Origin of the sequence: Mesorhizobium hunchu, assembly GCF_040081975.1 — a bacterium.
Taxonomy (GTDB): Bacteria; Pseudomonadota; Alphaproteobacteria; order Rhizobiales; family Rhizobiaceae; genus Mesorhizobium; species Mesorhizobium hunchu.
Genome location: NZ_JBEBMG010000002.1, coordinates 572,487 through 588,861, shown reverse-complemented (window position 1 = coordinate 588,861; position 16,375 = coordinate 572,487). Strand labels below are relative to the sequence as shown.

The 16,375-nt window shown below is 65.8% G+C and carries 20 protein-coding genes; 15 read left to right on the top strand and 5 right to left on the bottom strand.

Features of this window, described 5'->3' with window-relative positions:
* Positions 1–84: 84 nt before the first annotated feature.
* Positions 85–2,862 carry a preprotein translocase subunit SecA gene (gene secA, locus ABMA46_RS06310; protein ID WP_348998447.1) on the bottom strand — a complete coding sequence of 926 codons (2,778 nt, stop codon included), beginning with the start codon at positions 2,860–2,862 and terminating at the stop codon, positions 85–87.
* A gap of 240 nt (positions 2,863–3,102) precedes the next feature.
* Here secA and ABMA46_RS06305 point away from each other — a divergent pair, with 240 nt between their 5' ends.
* Positions 3,103–4,026, top strand: a complete 924-nt coding sequence (locus ABMA46_RS06305; protein WP_348998446.1) for a peptidylprolyl isomerase — start codon at positions 3,103–3,105, stop codon at positions 4,024–4,026.
* 40 nt (positions 4,027–4,066) lie between these two features.
* Here the strand turns inward: ABMA46_RS06305 and ABMA46_RS06300 are convergent, their stop codons facing one another.
* Positions 4,067–4,666 (bottom strand): TetR/AcrR family transcriptional regulator, encoded by a 600-nt coding sequence (locus ABMA46_RS06300; RefSeq protein WP_348998445.1) that lies wholly within the window; start codon positions 4,664–4,666, stop codon positions 4,067–4,069.
* Positions 4,667–4,781: 115 nt separating this feature from the next.
* Here ABMA46_RS06300 and ABMA46_RS06295 point away from each other — a divergent pair, with 115 nt between their 5' ends.
* The 6 genes from ABMA46_RS06295 to ABMA46_RS06270 all read left to right on the top strand — a co-directional run bounded on the left by ABMA46_RS06295 (position 4,782) and on the right by ABMA46_RS06270 (position 8,431).
* Complete coding sequence (locus ABMA46_RS06295) at positions 4,782–5,108, top strand: putative antibiotic biosynthesis monooxygenase (RefSeq protein WP_348998444.1); 327 nt, start codon at positions 4,782–4,784, stop codon at positions 5,106–5,108.
* Positions 5,109–5,295: 187 nt separating this feature from the next.
* Positions 5,296–6,537: a bifunctional glutamate N-acetyltransferase/amino-acid acetyltransferase ArgJ gene (gene argJ / locus ABMA46_RS06290; RefSeq protein WP_348998443.1), complete on the top strand. Its 1,242-nt coding sequence runs from the start codon at positions 5,296–5,298 to the stop codon at positions 6,535–6,537.
* A complete protein-coding gene (locus ABMA46_RS06285) occupies positions 6,537–7,316 on the top strand; it encodes a GNAT family N-acetyltransferase (RefSeq protein ID WP_348998442.1) in 780 nt (259 codons plus the stop codon). Before argJ ends, ABMA46_RS06285 begins: the two co-directional genes overlap by 1 nt.
* A gap of 1 nt (position 7,317) precedes the next feature.
* Positions 7,318–7,731 carry an 8-oxo-dGTP diphosphatase MutT gene (gene mutT, locus ABMA46_RS06280; RefSeq protein ID WP_348998441.1) on the top strand — a complete coding sequence of 138 codons (414 nt, stop codon included), beginning with the start codon at positions 7,318–7,320 and terminating at the stop codon, positions 7,729–7,731.
* Between the two features lie 125 nt (positions 7,732–7,856).
* Entirely contained in the window at positions 7,857–8,171 is a 315-nt protein-coding gene (locus tag ABMA46_RS06275; protein WP_348998440.1) for a hypothetical protein, read from the top strand.
* 86 nt (positions 8,172–8,257) lie between these two features.
* Complete coding sequence (locus ABMA46_RS06270; protein ID WP_348998439.1) at positions 8,258–8,431, top strand: Flp family type IVb pilin; 174 nt, start codon at positions 8,258–8,260, stop codon at positions 8,429–8,431.
* Between the two features lie 77 nt (positions 8,432–8,508).
* Here the strand turns inward: ABMA46_RS06270 and ABMA46_RS06265 are convergent, their stop codons facing one another.
* Positions 8,509–9,378: a methyltransferase domain-containing protein gene (locus ABMA46_RS06265; protein WP_348998438.1), complete on the bottom strand. Its 870-nt coding sequence runs from the start codon at positions 9,376–9,378 to the stop codon at positions 8,509–8,511.
* Between the two features lie 117 nt (positions 9,379–9,495).
* On the opposite strand from ABMA46_RS06265, the gene ABMA46_RS06260 reads away from it, so the two are divergent.
* From ABMA46_RS06260 to ABMA46_RS06245, 4 genes are read left to right on the top strand one after another with little or no spacing between them, the layout of a single operon-like run.
* Entirely contained in the window at positions 9,496–10,284 is a 789-nt protein-coding gene (locus ABMA46_RS06260; RefSeq protein ID WP_348998437.1) for a ComF family protein, read from the top strand.
* Positions 10,285–10,313: 29 nt separating this feature from the next.
* Entirely contained in the window at positions 10,314–10,589 is a 276-nt protein-coding gene (gene grxC / locus ABMA46_RS06255) for a glutaredoxin 3 (protein ID WP_348998436.1), read from the top strand.
* Entirely contained in the window at positions 10,586–11,446 is an 861-nt protein-coding gene (locus tag ABMA46_RS06250; protein ID WP_348998435.1) for a carbon-nitrogen hydrolase family protein, read from the top strand. Before grxC ends, ABMA46_RS06250 begins: the two co-directional genes overlap by 4 nt.
* Positions 11,443–11,868 (top strand): DUF1178 family protein, encoded by a 426-nt coding sequence (locus ABMA46_RS06245; protein WP_348998434.1) that lies wholly within the window; start codon positions 11,443–11,445, stop codon positions 11,866–11,868. The genes ABMA46_RS06250 and ABMA46_RS06245 overlap by 4 nt, the downstream gene beginning before the upstream one ends.
* Positions 11,869–11,898: 30 nt before the next feature.
* Here the strand turns inward: ABMA46_RS06245 and ABMA46_RS06240 are convergent, their stop codons facing one another.
* Positions 11,899–12,387, bottom strand: coding sequence for a MarR family winged helix-turn-helix transcriptional regulator (locus tag ABMA46_RS06240; protein WP_348998433.1), 489 nt, complete (start codon positions 12,385–12,387; stop codon positions 11,899–11,901).
* 97 nt (positions 12,388–12,484) lie between these two features.
* On the opposite strand from ABMA46_RS06240, the gene ABMA46_RS06235 reads away from it, so the two are divergent.
* The 3 genes from ABMA46_RS06235 to ABMA46_RS06225 are packed head-to-tail and all read left to right on the top strand — an operon-like array spanning position 12,485 to position 14,066.
* Positions 12,485–13,372, top strand: a complete 888-nt coding sequence (locus ABMA46_RS06235; protein WP_348998432.1) for a DMT family transporter — start codon at positions 12,485–12,487, stop codon at positions 13,370–13,372.
* Between the two features lie 53 nt (positions 13,373–13,425).
* Positions 13,426–13,671, top strand: coding sequence for a type II toxin-antitoxin system VapB family antitoxin (locus tag ABMA46_RS06230; protein WP_348998431.1), 246 nt, complete (start codon positions 13,426–13,428; stop codon positions 13,669–13,671).
* The gene (locus tag ABMA46_RS06225; protein WP_348998430.1) at positions 13,671–14,066 is read left to right on the top strand and encodes a type II toxin-antitoxin system VapC family toxin; all 396 of its coding nucleotides are present in this window, start codon (positions 13,671–13,673) and stop codon (positions 14,064–14,066) included. The genes ABMA46_RS06230 and ABMA46_RS06225 overlap by 1 nt, the downstream gene beginning before the upstream one ends.
* On the opposite strand, the gene ubiG is transcribed toward ABMA46_RS06225, so the two are convergent.
* Entirely contained in the window at positions 14,063–14,824 is a 762-nt protein-coding gene (gene ubiG / locus ABMA46_RS06220; protein ID WP_348998429.1) for a bifunctional 2-polyprenyl-6-hydroxyphenol methylase/3-demethylubiquinol 3-O-methyltransferase UbiG, read from the bottom strand. The two genes, ABMA46_RS06225 and ubiG, sit on opposite strands and share 4 nt — an antisense overlap.
* 259 nt (positions 14,825–15,083) lie before the next feature.
* On the opposite strand from ubiG, the gene ABMA46_RS06215 reads away from it, so the two are divergent.
* Positions 15,084–16,358, top strand: coding sequence for an aspartate kinase (locus ABMA46_RS06215; RefSeq protein ID WP_348998428.1), 1,275 nt, complete (start codon positions 15,084–15,086; stop codon positions 16,356–16,358).
* Positions 16,359–16,375 lie beyond the last annotated feature (17 nt).

Here is a 16,375-nt window from a genome sequence, read left to right as displayed (position 1 = left end):
AATCGGAGAAGGCCTATTCTGGTTCGGCAACGTCACCGCCCTGGGTTCCGGGTTCCGCTGCGCGGCCCCGGAAGGACGCTCGTCCTACGCGAAAGCGCCGTGGCAGTGCTTGTACTTCTTGCCGGAGCCGCAGGGGCAGGGCTCGTTGCGGCCAACCTTGCCCCAGGTCGAGGGATTGTTCGGATCGCGTTCCTCGGCGGGCACGACGCGATTGTCCGCGAGAACGGCAGTCGCGACGCCGACTTCGGCGAAATCGTCCTCTCCGGTCGAGCCGTCGATATGCGAGCCGATCGTTTCGGGCGCCTGTGGCGGCGGGGCGTCGGCGGCCTCGCGCACGAGCTCGACGCGCATCAGCTGCGCCGTCACGGCCTGGCGCAGATTGCCGAGCATGGCCTGGAAGAGTTCGAATGCCTCCTGCTTGTATTCCTGGAGCGGATCGCGCTGGGCATAGCCGCGGAAGCCGACGACCGAGCGCAGGTGGTCGAGGTTGACGATGTGGTCGCGCCACAGATGGTCGAGCGTCTGGAGCACGATGGAGCGCTCGACATAGTTCATCACGTCGGAGCCGAAGCGCTCGGCGCGGTCATTGGCCGCCTCGTCGGCGGCGGCGGTGATGCGCGCGTGGATGTCGTCCTCGGCGATGCCCTCTTCCCTCGCCCAGTCGTCCACCGGGAGGTCGAGGTTGAGGAACTGCCGCACCTCTTCCTTGAGGCCTTCCATGTTCCACTGCTCGGAATAGGCGTTCTCGGGAATGGCCTTGGCGACGATCTCGTCGATCACGTCGTTGCGCATCCCGGCGACGGTTTCCGACAGGTTCTCGCCGTCCATCAGCTCGAGACGCTGCTCGAACACCACCTTGCGCTGGTCGTTGGCGACGTCGTCATATTTGAGGACGTTCTTGCGCATGTCGAAGTTGCGCGCCTCGACCTTGGTCTGCGCCTTTTCGAGCGCCTTGTTGATCCAGGGATGGATGATGGCCTCGTTTTCCTTGAGGCCGAGCTTCTGCAACATGCCGTCCATGCGCTCGGAGCCGAAGATGCGCATCAGGTCGTCCTGCAGCGACAGGTAGAATTTCGACCGGCCGGGGTCGCCCTGGCGGCCGGAGCGGCCGCGCAACTGGTTGTCGATGCGGCGCGATTCGTGGCGCTCGGTGGCCAGAACGTAGAGGCCGCCGGCGGCGAGCGCCCTTTCCTTCAGCCGCGCCACGTCGGTGCGGATCTTTTCCTCGGCGGCGGTCCGCTCCGGTCCCTCGGGCATCTCAGCGAGTTCCGATTCGATGCGCATGTCGGCGTTGCCGCCGAGCTGGATGTCTGTGCCGCGGCCGGCCATGTTGGTGGCGATGGTGACGGCGCCCGGCACGCCGGCCTGGGCGACGATGCCGGCTTCCTGCTCGTGGTAGCGGGCGTTCAGCACCTGGAAGACCGGCTTCTTGGAGCCCGTGTCCTCGAACAGCACGGAGAAGTCGCGCTGCTCGAAACCGTTCTGCTGCAGCAGCTTGGCCAGATATTCCGACTTCTCGATCGAGGTGGTGCCGACCAGGATGGGCTGGCCCTTGGCGTTGGCCTCGCGGATCTCGGCGATGATGGCACGGTATTTCTCCTCGACCGTGCGGTAGACCTCGTCGTCCTCGTCGATGCGCTTGACCGGCAGGTTGGTGGGAACCTCCGTCACCTCGAGGCCGTAGATGTTGCCGAATTCCTCCGCCTCGGTCAGCGCCGTACCGGTCATGCCGGCCAGCTTGCCGTACATGCGGAAGTAGTTCTGGAAGGTGATGGACGCCAGCGTCTGGTTTTCCGGCTGGATCTGGACGTGCTCCTTCGCCTCCAGCGCCTGGTGCAGGCCTTCGGAGAAACGGCGGCCGGGCATCATGCGGCCGGTGAATTCGTCGATGATGACGACCTCGTCGTTGCGCACGATGTAGTCGCGGTCGCGCTGGAACAGTTGATGCGCCTTCAGCGCGTTGTTGACGTGATGGACCATCGCGACGTTCTCGACGTCGTAGAGCGACTCGCCCTTGAGCAGGCCGCCGGAGCGCAGCATGGTCTCGATCTTCTCCGTGCCGTCCTCGGTGAAGATCGCCGTCTTCTGCTTCTCGTCGATCTCGTAGTCCTCGGGCTTGAGCTGGACGATGAAGGCGTCGACGGTGTTGTACATCTCGGACCGGTCCTCGAGCGGGCCGGAGATGATGAGGGGGGTGCGCGCCTCGTCGATCAGGATGGAGTCGACCTCGTCGACGATCGCGAAATTATGTCCGCGCTGCACCATCTGCGCGCGCTCGTATTTCATGTTGTCGCGCAGATAGTCGAAGCCGAGCTCGTTGTTGGTGGCGTAGGTGATGTCGCAGGCATAGGCCTCGCGGCGCTCCTCGTCCGACATGCCGTGGACGATGATGCCGACGGTCAGGCCGAGGAACCTGTAGACGCGGCCCATCCATTCGGCGTCGCGGCGGGCGAGGTAGTCGTTGACGGTGACGACATGGACTCCCTTGCCCTCGAGCGCGTTGAGATAGACGGGTAGGGTGGCGACAAGGGTCTTGCCTTCGCCGGTGCGCATCTCGGCGATGCCCTTGTTGTGCAGCACCATGCCGCCGACGAGCTGAACGTCGAAGGGGCGCAAGCCGAGCGCGCGCCTGGCTCCCTCGCGCACGGTGGCGAAGGCGGGGATCAGGAGGTCGTCGAGCGAGGCGCCGTTCTTCAGGTCTTCGCGGAATTTCTGGGTGCGGGCGAGGAGATCGGCGTCCGACAGCGCCCGCATCTCGTTTTCCATCGCGTTGATCGCCTCGACGCGGGGTCGCGTCGACTTGACGCGACGGTCGTTCGCGGAACCGAAAACCTTGCGGGCGAGGCCGCCGAGACTGACCATCCAGATGGTCCTTTCGCTTGCATTCCGGCCACGGCAGCGGGCCGGAAGCGGCCCCGTCAAGCCCGGCCTGAACGGATGAAACACCGAAAAGCGCCCAAAACGGTTCTGGACGCAAAGTCGCTGGACAGATAAGAGGGGCCACAATCGATGTCAACGCCGCGCACATTCGCTTGAACGCGCGAAAATCCGCCACATTTGGGCTGATCTGGAAGTCCGAGCAATCCCATTGGAGTCGTGTTCATGACCTTGTCCCTTCGCGCGCCGGCGCTGCTTCTCGGAGCGGCCATCGGCTTCTCGGCGCTCGCGCTCTATCCCGCCCTTGCCCAGGAAAGCCAGCCGGCCAAGCCCGCCGACGCTGCGGCGGCGCCCGCCACGGTCGATCCCAAGGCCGTGGTCGCCACGGTCAACGGCGAGCCGATCACCGAGTCCGACCTGATGCTTGCCGAGGGCGAGCTTTCCCAGCAGTTCGCGCAGCTTCCGCCGGACCAGCGCCGCGCCGCGGCACTTTCGGCCGCGATCGAAATCAAGGTGCTCGCCGACAAGGCGGTGAAGGACGGGCTCGACAAGGATCCCGACTTCCAGCGCCGCGCGGCCTTCCTGAAGGAGCGGGCGCTGCATGGCGAGGTGGTCGAGAAAGACGTCATCGGCAAGATCACCGACCAGGAAGTGCGCGCGCGCTACGACAAGGAAATCGCCGCCCGGCCCGCCGTCAATGAGGTTCATGCCCGTCACATTCTCGTGAAAACGAAGGAAGAGGCGGAAGCCATCATCAAGCAGCTCAACGACGGCGCCGATTTCCAGAAGCTGGCCAACGAGCACACCACAGATCCGAGCGGAAAATCGAATGGCGGCGACCTCGGCTATTTCGGTCCGGGCCAGATGGTGCCGGAATTCGAAAAGGCGGCGATGGCGCTGGAGCCGGGCTCCTATACCAAGGAGCCGGTGCAGACGCAGTTCGGCTGGCACGTCATCAAGGTCGAGGACAAGCGGCCGCAGCAGCCGCCGCCCTTCGACCAGGTGAAGGACCAGGCCCGCTCGGCGGTCATGCGCGACAAATATTTCGCGCTGGTCAAGGAGGCGCGCGCCGACGCCAAGGTCGAGATTCCCGACGAAAAGCTGAAGAAGGCCGTGGATGCGGCCGAGGGCGGCGGCCAGCAGCAGTAAGAGGCCGTTTCCAAAGCCTGTGAACGGTAGGGCGGTGCCGTCAGGCGCCGCCCTTTTTCATGATGCCGTGCGTGATGGCGCGGGCGGCGGCCCGTATCTCCTCCTCGTTCACGTCCAGGCGCCCGGTCAGCAGGTGCACCCAGGCGAAGGACGAGACGAGATCGGCTATGACGGCGGGATCGACGCCGGCGGCGACCTCGCCGCGCGCCACGGCGCGTTCGACCATCCTGCCGGTTTCGATGCGGCGGCTCGCCGCATAGGCGGCAAGCGCTTCCGCAGCGCTCCCGTCCGACTGCGCCTCGGCAATGATCGAGCGGAAGACCGGACCGGTGACGGTATCGCGCCAGTTCGCCAGCAGATTGGTCAGGAAAGCGACAATGTCACTCTCGATGCGGCCGGTATCGGGATAGGCGAACTGCTTCTGCCGCTGGTAGACATCGAGCAGCAGCGCGGCCCTGGAGGGCCACCAGCGATAGATGGTGGGTTTGCCGGCCCGGGCGCGGCGCGCGACCGCCTCGATCGAGAAGCCGGCATGGCCTGATTCGGCCAGCACCGCCTTGGCGGCCTCCAGGATCGCTTCGGCGCTGGCCGGATTGCGGCGCGCGCCGATCGACTTGCGGATTTTTTCCTCGCTGTTCACTGGCGCGCTCCGGTCGATTGCAGATTCCAGCTCGCACTATACACAGGCCCTTGACGAAACGAAACGGCCCGTTCTATATATGTAACGAAACGTATCGTTCATATGGAGAGAGACCATGACATTCGCAACAACCCGTTCGCTGGAGAAGTCCAGTATTGCCGCGTCTGCCGGGCAGGCGTCGAGAAAGGCCGTAGGCACGTCCGTGGCTGCAGTAGCGGCCAAGCGTCGCTTCTCGCGCCCGCGCTTCGCGCTCCTGGTGCTGGCAGGCGTCTATCCGCTCATCACCGCGCTGCTCTATATCGTCCTGCCGCTGCTCGACGGCTGGTCGATCTGGCAGGAAACGCTGCTGATCGCACCGCTGATGGTCACCATGATGGTGTGGGGCGTCATCCCGACGATCCAGACGCGGTTCCAGCGCTTCATCAATCCGTCCGCGGGGTGAGCCGGGCCCGGCAGGCCTCGTGCGCTTCGCGGACCGCCGGCCCCTCGCTATGGCTCGGGGCGTTCGTCGCTTGAAAAGCCCGTTTAGGGGCTTTTCATCCGCTTTGCGGATTGCTCCTCACCCCCTTGCGCGGCCCGCCGCTATGGGGCAAACCGGCGTTCTTCCGCGTTTTGCGCCCGAGGGACCGATGTCCGAAACCGTTTCGCCGCTCGCTCCGAAAAAATATCCGAAGATGCCGGCGATCGAGGGCGTGCGCATCGCGACGGCGGAGGCCGGCATCAAATACAGGAGCCGCACCGACCTGCTCGCCATGGTGTTCGATCCGGGCACGACCGTTGCAGGGGTGTTCACGCGTTCCAAGTGCCCGTCGGCGCCGGTGGATTTCTGTCGCCGGAACCTGCCTGCCGGCAAGGCGCGGGTGCTGGTGGTGAATTCCGGCAACGCCAACGCCTTCACCGGCCGCAAAGGCCAGGAGGCGACGGCGATGACGGCAGAGGCCGCCGCGAAAGCCGGCGGCTGCACGTCCGGCGAGGTTTTCCTGGCCTCGACCGGCGTGATCGGCGAGCCGCTCGACGCCACCCGGTTCAGCCACCTGCTGGACGGGCTGGTGAAGGACGCCCGGCCCGAACAATGGACCGAGGCGGCGAGGGCAATCATGACCACCGACACCTATCCCAAGGTGGCCACCGCGACCGTGAAGCTCGGCGACGCCGACGTCACCATCAACGGCATCGCCAAGGGCGCCGGCATGATCGCGCCCGACATGGCGACGATGCTGTCCTTCGTCGCCACGGACGCGCCAATCGCGGCGCCCGTGCTGCAGGACCTGCTGGCGCGCGGCGTCGGCAAGACCTTCAACGCCGTCACCGTCGACAGCGACACCTCGACCTCGGATACGCTGCTGCTGTTCGCGACCGGCAAGGCCGCCGCGCGCGGCGCGCCGTCGATCACCGATGCGAAGGATGCGCGGCTCGGGCCGTTCCGGCGCGCGCTCGGCAAGATCCTCAAGCAGCTCGCGGTCCAGGTGGTGCGCGACGGCGAGGGCGCGCGCAAGCAGATCGAGGTGACGGTGACGGGCGCGAAATCGGCCCGCTCGGCCAAGCGCGTGGCGCTGTCGATCGCCAATTCGCCGCTGGTCAAGACGGCGGTCGCCGGCGAGGACGCCAATTGGGGTCGCGTCGTCATGGCCGTCGGCAAGGCCGGCGAGCCGGCGGACCGGGATCGTCTGTCGATCTGGTTCGGCGACAACAGGCTCGCGCATGAAGGCGAGCGCGACCCCTCCTATTCGGAGGAGCGCACCTCCGCCTACATGAAAAAAGATGCCGTCGTCATCCGCGCCGATCTCGGCATCGGCCGCGGCAAGGCGACCGTGTGGACCTGCGACCTGACCAAGGAATACGTCGCCATCAACGGCGACTATCGCAGCTGATGGCGGAGAACCGGAACCGGCAGGCGGCGACGCTCGCCACCGTGCGGCGCTTCGAGGCCGCGGGATTCAGGGCATGGCCGGCGGCGACGGTGCACTATGACGGCACCTGGGCCGTCCGGCTCACCGCAGGGCTGCCCGCCAAGCGGCTGAATTCCGTCAATCCGCTCGATCCCACCGATGTCGGCCGCATCGACGAACGCGTGGTGCGCGCCGGGCGGCGTTTCGAAGCCTATGGCCGGCCGCTGACCTTTCGCATGTCGCCGCTGGCCGGAGCCGAATTGTCCGCCCATTTCGACGCCGAGGGATGGAGTCGCTTCGACGATTCGCTGGTCATGCGCATGGATCTTGCGAAGGCGCCGGTCGAAGGCGCGATCGACCAGATACCGCTCAAGGACATCGGACGCTTCATCGGCGCCTCCATGAAGGTGCATGAGTCCGAACCGTCGCTGAGGCCCGGCCTGTCCGAAATCATCGGCGCCATCCAGCCGGAGGTCGGGCTTTTCGTGCTGGAGCGCGGCGAGGAGCCGCTGGCGACCCTTATCTGCGTGCATGAAGGCGACATTGCCGGCCTGTTCGAGATCGCCACGGCCCGCGCGGTGCGTAACCAGGGCCATGGCCGCAATCTTATCCTCTCGGCGCTCAAATGGGCACGGCTGCGCGGCGCCCGGCAGGCCTGGCTGCAGGTCGAGGCCGGCAACGCGCCGGCACTTGCCCTGTATGGATCGCTCGGCTTCGAGGTCGTCTATCACTATCATTACCGCCGCCCTCCGGAGGCATGATATGAGCGGGCCGGACAAGCGCCTCCTGCTGGTCGTCGCCTGCGCGCTGGTGGATACGGACGGCCGCGTGCTGATCGCGCAGCGGCCCGAAGGCAAGCAGCTCGCGGGCCTTTGGGAATTTCCCGGCGGCAAGGTCGAGAAAGGCGAGACGCCGGAAGCGTGCCTGATCCGCGAGCTTCGCGAGGAACTGGGCATCGAGACGCAGGAGGCCTGCCTGGCGCCGCTGACCTTCGCCAGCCATTCCTACGACGACTTTCATCTTCTCATGCCGCTCTATGTCTGCCGCCGCTTCTCCGGCATTCCGCAGCCGAAGGAGGCGCAGGCGCTCAAATGGGTGCGACCGGCCCGCCTGCGCGACTATCCTATGCCGCCTGCCGACGCGCCGCTGATCCCGTTCCTGATCGACCTGCTGTAGCTTTCCGCCCCCCTTCCGCTATGCAGGAGGCGAATTGTGGCAGCGTTAATGAATGATTTATCCGGCTGTGGAAGAGTGACCAGCGCGGCCATGCCGCATCGGGGATTCGCTTGGGGAACAGCTCGATGAGCCTTGAAAGGGACTGGGATTCGATCCGCCCGGATCGTTCGTTTCGCGCAGCCGATGCAGGCGTGGGGCTCCTGCGCCTCACGCTGCTGTTCGGATCGGCGGCGGTGGCACTGGCGCTTCTGGCCGCGCCGGTGCTCGACAGAAGCACCCGCCAGCAGTTCGCCGGCGCCGATTATCCGGCCGGCCTCGACATGGTGAGCACCGGCTCGATCGGATCCAGGACCTATACGGTGCGCCGTTCGGTGCTGCAGGCGTCGCCGGAGTCGGTCTGCATCATCAGTGCCAACGGCCACCGCAGCGGCGATTGCTGAGCGCCGGTCTTCATCGCGCGTTAAGCCTGCTTTGTTAACCTTCCTTAATATGTGCGTGAGATGGTGCGGACCAAAGGATGGCGACCATGACATTTGTGCGGCAGTTCCTGCGGGACGAGCGAGGCGCGACGGTCGTTGAATATGGCCTGATCGCCGTCGTTCTGTCGCTCGCCATCGTCGCCGGCTTCAGCACCTTGGCCGATCGGCTCCAGTCCCTCCTCGGCGTCGACATCGTCGGAAAGCTCGCCGAAACGGATTGAGGACGCAGCATCCGGGCACGCCGGACTTCGCGTTCGGCCGAAACGTTCAATCCCTGTCTTGACAAATTTTGCCGCTCCTAACGGGAGCGATCGCCCAGGACCTCCGTCAACGACACCTGGCCGCTGCCGGGCTTGAGCGGCTTCTGCTGCGAGGCGTGCGGCGCCCAGCCGGACAGCCAGACGGTCGAGAAAGTTGCCCGCACGCGCCCGTCCGGGTCCGAAAAGCGCTCCGCGTAGATGTGGGCCGCGCGCTGGAACAGGCGTCGCGCGGCGGGGCGGCGGGTGCGGTCGACAAGCGCGTTCTGCTCGCCGACAGTCCTCAAATCCGCCATCAGATGGAGCATCGTGTCGTAGCGCACGATCGAGGTCTCGACATCGGCGACCGGCAGGGCGAAGCCGGCGCGTTGCAGCAATGCGCCGGCGTCGCGGACGTCGGTGAAAGGCAGGACGCGCGGGCTTGCGCCTCCGTACAGTTCGGTTTCGGCCGCGAGCAGGCTTTCGCGCAGTTCCGCCAGCGTGCCGGCGCCGGCGAAGGCGGCGAGCAGCAGCCCGTCCGGCCGCAGCGCGCGACGGATCTGCGCCAGGAATCCCGGAATGTCGTTCATCGACTGGAGCGAAAACAGGGAGACGGCCAGGTCGAGGCTTTCCGGCTCGAAGGGAACCGTCTCGAAGGGCGAAACTGTTCCCTCCGCGCCGCCGAGGAAGAGATCGGCAGCCTCGACGCGCGTCACCGTCTCCACCTTCCCGCTCGCCGCCAGTACGTCGGAGGCAGCCCTGGTCTGGCAGAACAGCGCGGCGGCGTCCGCAAAACGGCGCTCGACGGCGGACAGCCTGTCCGCCAGATCCTCGGCGGCGCGGCGCATCAGGAAGTCTGCGCCCTCGACGGGACGGGCAGCGGCACGGCGCTTGTGCGCCATCCAGAGTTCGGTATCGACGATCGGCTGCACTGGCGATCCCGTTATTGTGCGTTGTGCGAGGCTTCGGGCCGCGCTGCCCCACGCCCGTAGGTATGCTATCGTCGGGTGTATGGCCAGTCCGGCTGGCAATCCAGAGGCGGGAGGCCGATGGGCGGGGAAAGAGCGGAACGGATCAAGGCGCTCACGCGCGGCGCGCTGCAATGGCCGGCACGGCTGCTGTTCCCGCCTGTCTGCGCGGGATGCCGCCGGCAGGTCTCGCAGCCGGGCGTGCTGTGCGGCGAATGCTGGACGAGGCTGCGTTTCATCGATCATCCCGTCTGCCCCGTCATGGGAACCCCGTTCATGCACGACATGGGCGAGGGCTTCCTGTCGGCCGAGGCGATCGCCGACCCGCCGCCGTTCGAGCGGGCGCGGGCGGCGGTGGTCTACTCCGGCGTGGCGCGGCAGATGGTGCAGGGGCTGAAATACCAGGACCGCACGGACCTGGCGCCATGGATGGCGGGCTGGATGCAGCGTGCCGGCGCAGAGCTGATCGCGGACGCCGACATCATCGTTCCGGTGCCGCTGCACTGGCGGCGCTTCTTCCGCCGCCGGTTCAACCAGTCGGCGGAACTCGCCCGGGCGCTCGCCGGGCGGACCGGCCTGCCGTTCGCGCCCTCGGCGGTCGCGCGGGTGAAGCTGACGCGCCAGCAGGTCGGGCTGGAACGCCGGCAGCGCGAGGAGAACGTCCGCGCCGCCTTCAAGGTGCCGACGGAGGCCGAGATCGAGATCGCCGGCCGGCGCGTGCTGCTGGTCGACGACGTCTTCACGACGGGCGCCACCGTCCGGTCGGTGTCCAAGGCGCTGAAGCGGGGCGGGGCGAGCGCCGTCGACGTGCTGACCTTCGCGCGCGTGCTGCCGGGGGACTTCCGGCCGGACGAGTCCGCGACTATATAGTCTGCGTGACACGGCAGGACTTCTGACCAATGGTCGATGTGACGATCTACACGAGGATGATGTGCGGCTACTGCGCCGCGGCGAAGCGGCTTCTGGAGCGCAAGGGCGTCGCCTATACGGAGCACGACGCCTCGTTCTCGCCGGAGCTGCGCCAGGAGATGATCGGCCGGGCGCACGGCCGCAGCACCTTTCCGCAGATATTCATCGGCGACACCCATGTCGGCGGGTCCGACGAGTTGCATGAACTGGAACGGCAAGGCCGGCTGGACGCGCTTCTGGCCGGAGCAGGGGAAGAACGGCCATGACGATCATGAAAGTGGCGGCGGTCCAGATGCGTTCGGGCACGAGCCCCGAGCGCAATGCGGCCGATATGGAGCGCATGGTCCGCGAGGCGGTACGCCAGGGCGCGGCCTATGTGCAGACGCCCGAGGTGACCGGTGCGATGGTGCGCGACGAGGAGGCGCGCGCCGCCGCCTTCACCAGCGAGGACAAGGATCTGGTGGTGGCGACCGCGCGGCGGCTCGCCCGCGAACTCGGCATTTTCGTCCATATCGGCTCGACGGCGATCCTGCGCCCGGACGGCAAGCTCGCCAATCGCGCGCTGCTTTTCTCGCCGCAGGGCGAACGCGTCGCGGCCTATGACAAGATCCACATGTTCGACGTCGATCTCGACAATGGCGAAAGCTGGCGCGAATCCTCGGCCTACGAGCCGGGAACCGAGGCCATTGTCGCCGATCTCGGCGCGGCGAAGCTCGGCTTCGCGATCTGCTACGACGTCCGCTTTCCGCAGCTGTTCAGAACGGAAGCGCTGGCCGGCGCGGAAATCCTGTCCGTTCCGGCCGCCTTCACGCGCCAGACCGGCGAAGCGCACTGGCATGTGCTGCTGCGCGCCCGCGCCATCGAGAACGGCGCCTTCGTGGTGGCGGCGGCGCAGGGCGGCAGGCACGAGGACGGCCGCGAGACCTACGGCCATTCGCTGATCGTCGATCCGTGGGGCAGGGTGCTGGCCGAAGCCGATCATGACGAGCCCGGCGTCATCGTCGCCGAGGTCGACACGGCCGCCGTGGCGGCGGCCCGCGCAAAAATCCCCAATCTGAAGAATGCGCGCGAGTTTGCACTGGCGACGGCGGGCGCGCCGCTGTTGCGGGGCGCGGCTTCGTGATCCGCTTTTCCCTGGTCTGCGACCACGAGCACGCGTTCGAGGCCTGGTTCCGTTCCAACGAGGATTTCGAGACGCAGAAGAAGCGAGGCTTCATCGATTGTCCCCATTGCGGCTCCGGCAAGGTGGAAAAGGCGCTGATGGCGCCTGCCGTCTCGACCGGGAGGAAGCGGGAAAAGATCGCCGTCGCGATGGGCGAGGCGCAGCGGCAGGCGATGGCCGAACTCAAGGCGCTGTCGAAGAAAATGCGCGAGAACGCCGACTATGTCGGCGACAAGTTCGCCGAGGAGGCGCGAAAAATCCATTTCGGCGAGGCCGATGCGCGCGGCATTTATGGCGAGGCGACGCCGGAAGAGGCGAAAGGCCTGGCCGAGGACGGCGTGGAGTTCATGCCGATCCCGGTCTTCCCGGACGAGCGGAACTGAGGCGCCTTCAGGCGATCCGTGCCGGCTCGATCAACCGGCCAGATCTGCGATCAGTTTTTCAAGCAGGCCGGCGAGCGTTTCCCGTTCCTTCGGGTTCAGCGCCGCCAGGATGGTGTGCTCGTTCTCGACATGGGCCTCGACTGCCCGGTCTATCAGGCCGAGCCCCTCGTCCGTCAGTTGAACGAGAAGGCCGCGGCGATCCTGCGGATGCGGCATACGCCTGATCAGGCCCGCCTTCTCCAGCCGATCGAGCCGGTTGGTCATGGCTCCGGAGGTCACCATCGTGGCTTCGTAGAGCGCCGTCGGCGTCAGCGCGAAAGGCGAACCCGAGCGCCGCAGGGTCGCCAGCACGTCGAATTCGCCCGCCTGCAGGCCGAAGCGGGCGAACAGCGGCGCCAGGCGCTCGCGCGAGATCAGCGACGAGACCTCGTTCAACCGGCCGATGACGGCCATCGGCGATATGTCCAGATCGGGACGTTCCCTTTGCCATTGTGCGATTGCCTTGCCGGCGCGATCCATAGCTTTCCACGAAGTATCTTGATATTAAGAATCTTTGTATTAATTATACTCGGAAACCCGAGGCAGGCAAGCCTGCCCGTATGTTGTGGAAAGCGCCATGAAACTCGTCTGGAACTCGGCCTTCGCCCTTCTCCTCGTCACCGGCGCGCTGCTCGGATTGACCCTGCCGTTCGGCAAGATCGCGACCCAGTCAGGCGTGCCGGGCATGGTGTGGGCGTTCGTCGTGTCGCTCGGTGCCGGCGGCATCCTCTTCGCGGCGCTGCTTGCGAGCGGACGGCGCATCCGGCTGACCGCGCATCGGCTGCGCTATTTCGTCGTCACCGCCGCGATTTCCTATGCTTTTCCCAATCTCCTGATGTTTTCCGCGATCCCGCATCTCGGCGCCGGCTATACCGGCATCATGTTCACGCTGTCGCCGGTGATCACACTGGTGTTCTCGATCCTGCTCGGCGTGCGTCGCCCCAATCCGGCCGGCGTGATCGGTATCGGAGTCGGTTTCGTCGGCGCGGCGATGGTGGCGCTGACGCGTGGCGAGGCGGGCCAACCGGCGTCCCTGTTCTGGGTTCTCGTGGCGCTGCTCATCCCGGTGAGCCTCGCCGCCGGCAACATCTACCGCACCGTCGACTGGCCCGAAGGCACCGGGCCGATCGAGCTTGCAGTGGGCAGCCATCTGGCGGCGGCCGTCCTATTGCTCGCCGGCATCGTCGCGCTCTACGGGCCGGCGGCGTTCGGCACGCTGGCGACGGTGCCGCTGGCGGTGATTGGCCAGGCGGCCTCGGCCTCGGCCATGTTCGCCTTCTTCTTCCGCCTCCAGGCGGTGGGCGGGCCGGTCTATCTCAGCCAGATCGGCTATGTCGCGGCGGCAATCGGCCTGTTTTCCGGCACGTTCTTCCTCGGGGAGCACTATCAGCTTCTGACATGGGCCGGCGCGCTCATCATCATCGCCGGCGTCGCCATCACGACCAAGGCGCAACGACAGTCTTGATGTGGTGTATCCTTCGGAGTATATAAGGCTATCTTAAAAAGGATACACCGGAGATGGCTTTTCATATCAAGAACGCCGAAACCGATGCCTTGGCTCGCAAGGTCGCTTCCATCAAGAAAGTCGGATTGACCGATGCGGTGCATTTGGCCCTGCGCCATGAGTTGGAGCGCGTGCAGGATCAGCCGTCCAAAGTTGAAACGCTTCTAAAATTCGCTCGGGATTTCAGAGCCAGCGGCGACTTCGAGAAAGGGTTGCCTGCAGACAAGGATTTCATCGACAGCCTCTATGAGGACGATTGATGTTCGTCGACGCTTCAGCTCTCACGGCAATGATTGCAGGCGAATCGGATGCTTCCGAACTCGTCGCAAGACTGGATCAAGCGCAAACACTTCTCACATCACCAATCGCAGTGTGGGAAGCGACCGTAGCGCTTGCACGGCTGTCCGGAAAATCCATCACGGATGTTCGCGAAGACGTTGAGCGATTTCTGGAATTGGCTGAAATCCGGACTTTGCCAGTGCCCCCGGAAATCGCCGCGATCGCCCTTGACGCATTCGACCGCTTCGGAAAAGGGCGGCATCCAGCAAAGCTGAACATGGGCGATTGCTTCGCCTATGCCTGCGCCCGTCACTTCGGCGAGCCGCTCCTGTATAAGGGCGCAGACTTTCCCTTGACGGACATCGAAGCCGGTTAGGCCACTTTCTCGGCCAGCACCATGTAGTTGACGTCCATGTCACGCGACTGCTGCCAGCGGTCGGCGAGCAGGTTGTAGGTGACGCCGGTGCGGTCGAGTACGGCCAGCCCGGCGTCGGACAATGCCTTTTCCAGTTCTTCCGGCCGCACCAGCTTGCCGAACTGGTGGGTGCCGCGCGGCAGCCAGCGCAAGACGTATTCGGCGCCGACGATTGCCAGCCCCAGCGCCTTCAGGGTGCGGTTGATGGTGGCGACGAACATGATGCCGCCGGGCCTGACCATCTCGCCGCACTTGTTGACGAAAAGAGCGATGTCGGCGACATGCTCGACCACTTCCATGTTGAGGATGACGTCGAACGTTTCGCCGGCGTCGGCCAGCGCTTCGGCGGTGGTCGCGCGGTAGTCGACGCTCACGCCCGACTGTTCGGCATGCAGCCTGGCCACCTCGATGTTGGTCGCCGAGGCGTCGGCGCCGACGACTTCGGCACCGAGCCGCGCCATCGGCTCGCACAGCAGCCCGCCGCCGCAGCCAATATCGAGGAAGCGCAGGCCCTCGAACGGCCGTGCCTCGCGCGGGTCGCGGCCGAAGCGTTCGGCCACCTTGTCGCGGATATAGGCCAGCCGCACCGGATTGAACTTGTGCAGCGGACGGAACTTGCCGTTGGGATTCCACCATTCCGCCGCGAGGGCGGAGAATCGCTCGACTTCGCCGGCGTCGATGGTCGATCCGGCGGCTTCGGACTTTCTGGCTTCAGGCATGACGAGCCTCCTGGGAACACAAGCAAGTCGTGTCTGGCGGATCGAAAGTCAAGCCGTTCGGTTCAACTGCCTCGAGGACGGCGGCCGCCGTGCGGGGACGGGACCTTGCCGGGGGCGCGCGCGGCCCTGCCGCCGGTCGGCGGGCGCTTGCGAAAGGGGGGCTGTTTGGCTAAGGAGGCGGCGCATCCGGTGCGCTTGCGCCGGCGGCTTCCATTCGTTTCCGGGGCCTCGGCCGCAGATCCAAGGGCATATCGCTTTCATGGCGCGCATCGTGATGAAGTTCGGCGGGACCTCCGTCGCCGATCTCGACCGCATCCACAATGTGGCGCGGCACGTCAAACGCGAAGTGGATGCCGGCCACGAGGTCGCCGTCGTGGTCTCGGCCATGTCGGGCAAGACCAACGAACTGGTTGGCTGGGTGCAGGGCATGCCGAAGGCGACGGGCGCCTCCAGTCCCTTTTTCGATGCGCGCGAATACGACGCGATCGTCGCGTCGGGCGAGCAGGTCACCTCCGGCCTGCTGGCGATCGCGCTGCAATCGATGGGCGTCAATGCCCGCTCCTGGCAGGGCTGGCAGGTGCCAATCCGCACAGACGGTGCACATGGCGCGGCACGCATTGCCGACATCGACGGTTCGCTGCTGGTCAAGCGCTTCGGCGAGGGGCAGGTGGCTGTCGTCGCCGGCTTCCAGGGCATCGCGCCCGACAACCGCATCTCGACGCTGGGGCGCGGCGGCTCCGATACCAGCGCCGTCGCCATCGCGGCGGCGGTCAAGGCCGACCGCTGCGACATCTATACCGACGTGGACGGCGTCTACACCACCGACCCGCGCATCGAGCCCAAGGCGCGGCGGCTTGCAAAAATCTCCTTCGAGGAGATGCTGGAGATGGCCTCGCTCGGCGCCAAGGTTCTGCAGGTGCGCTCGGTGGAGCTTGCCATGGTGCACCGGGTGCGCACCTTCGTCCGTTCGTCCTTCGACGATCCGGACGCGCCCGGCATGGGCGATTTCGACAACCCGCCCGGAACGCTTATTTGCGACGAGGATGAAATCGTGGAACAGCAGGTCGTCACCGGAATTGCCTACGCCAAGGACGAAGCGCAGATCTCGCTGCGGCGCGTCGCCGACCGGCCCGGCGTGGCCGGAGGCATCTTCGGTCCGCTGGCCGAGGCCAACATCAATGTCGACATGATCGTCCAGAACATCTCGGAGGATGGCAAGTCCACCGACATGACCTTCACCGTGCCATCGGGCGACGTGGCCAAGGCGCTCGCGGTGCTCGACAAGGTGAAGGAGACCGTCGGGTTCGACGTCGTCCAGCATGACGACGGCATGTCCAAGGTATCGGTCATCGGCATCGGCATGAGGAGCCATGCCGGCGTCGCGGCCACCGCCTTCAAGGCGCTGGCCGAGAAGTCGATCAACATCCGCGCCATCACCACCTCGGAGATCAAGATATCGATCCTGATCGACGGTCCCTATACGGAATTGGCGGTGCGGACTTTGCATTCCGTCTACGGTCTCGATAAGCAATAATCTGGTAGAGTGATTTG

Coding starts and splice junctions, on each gene's coding strand:
- secA (WP_348998447.1), bottom strand. CDS start 2,862: ATGGTCAGTCTCGGCGGCCTCGCCCGCAAGGTTTTCGGTTCCGCGAAC.
- ABMA46_RS06305 (WP_348998446.1), top strand. CDS start 3,103: ATGACCTTGTCCCTTCGCGCGCCGGCGCTGCTTCTCGGAGCGGCCATC.
- ABMA46_RS06295 (WP_348998444.1), top strand. CDS start 4,782: ATGACATTCGCAACAACCCGTTCGCTGGAGAAGTCCAGTATTGCCGCG.
- argJ (WP_348998443.1), top strand. CDS start 5,296: ATGTCCGAAACCGTTTCGCCGCTCGCTCCGAAAAAATATCCGAAGATG.
- ABMA46_RS06285 (WP_348998442.1), top strand. CDS start 6,537: ATGGCGGAGAACCGGAACCGGCAGGCGGCGACGCTCGCCACCGTGCGG.
- mutT (WP_348998441.1), top strand. CDS start 7,318: ATGAGCGGGCCGGACAAGCGCCTCCTGCTGGTCGTCGCCTGCGCGCTG.
- ABMA46_RS06275 (WP_348998440.1), top strand. CDS start 7,857: ATGAGCCTTGAAAGGGACTGGGATTCGATCCGCCCGGATCGTTCGTTT.
- ABMA46_RS06270 (WP_348998439.1), top strand. CDS start 8,258: ATGACATTTGTGCGGCAGTTCCTGCGGGACGAGCGAGGCGCGACGGTC.
- ABMA46_RS06260 (WP_348998437.1), top strand. CDS start 9,496: ATGGGCGGGGAAAGAGCGGAACGGATCAAGGCGCTCACGCGCGGCGCG.
- grxC (WP_348998436.1), top strand. CDS start 10,314: ATGGTCGATGTGACGATCTACACGAGGATGATGTGCGGCTACTGCGCC.
- ABMA46_RS06250 (WP_348998435.1), top strand. CDS start 10,586: ATGACGATCATGAAAGTGGCGGCGGTCCAGATGCGTTCGGGCACGAGC.
- ABMA46_RS06240 (WP_348998433.1), bottom strand. CDS start 12,387: ATGGATCGCGCCGGCAAGGCAATCGCACAATGGCAAAGGGAACGTCCC.
- ABMA46_RS06235 (WP_348998432.1), top strand. CDS start 12,485: ATGAAACTCGTCTGGAACTCGGCCTTCGCCCTTCTCCTCGTCACCGGC.
- ABMA46_RS06230 (WP_348998431.1), top strand. CDS start 13,426: ATGGCTTTTCATATCAAGAACGCCGAAACCGATGCCTTGGCTCGCAAG.
- ABMA46_RS06225 (WP_348998430.1), top strand. CDS start 13,671: ATGTTCGTCGACGCTTCAGCTCTCACGGCAATGATTGCAGGCGAATCG.
- ubiG (WP_348998429.1), bottom strand. CDS start 14,824: ATGCCTGAAGCCAGAAAGTCCGAAGCCGCCGGATCGACCATCGACGCC.
- ABMA46_RS06215 (WP_348998428.1), top strand. CDS start 15,084: ATGGCGCGCATCGTGATGAAGTTCGGCGGGACCTCCGTCGCCGATCTC.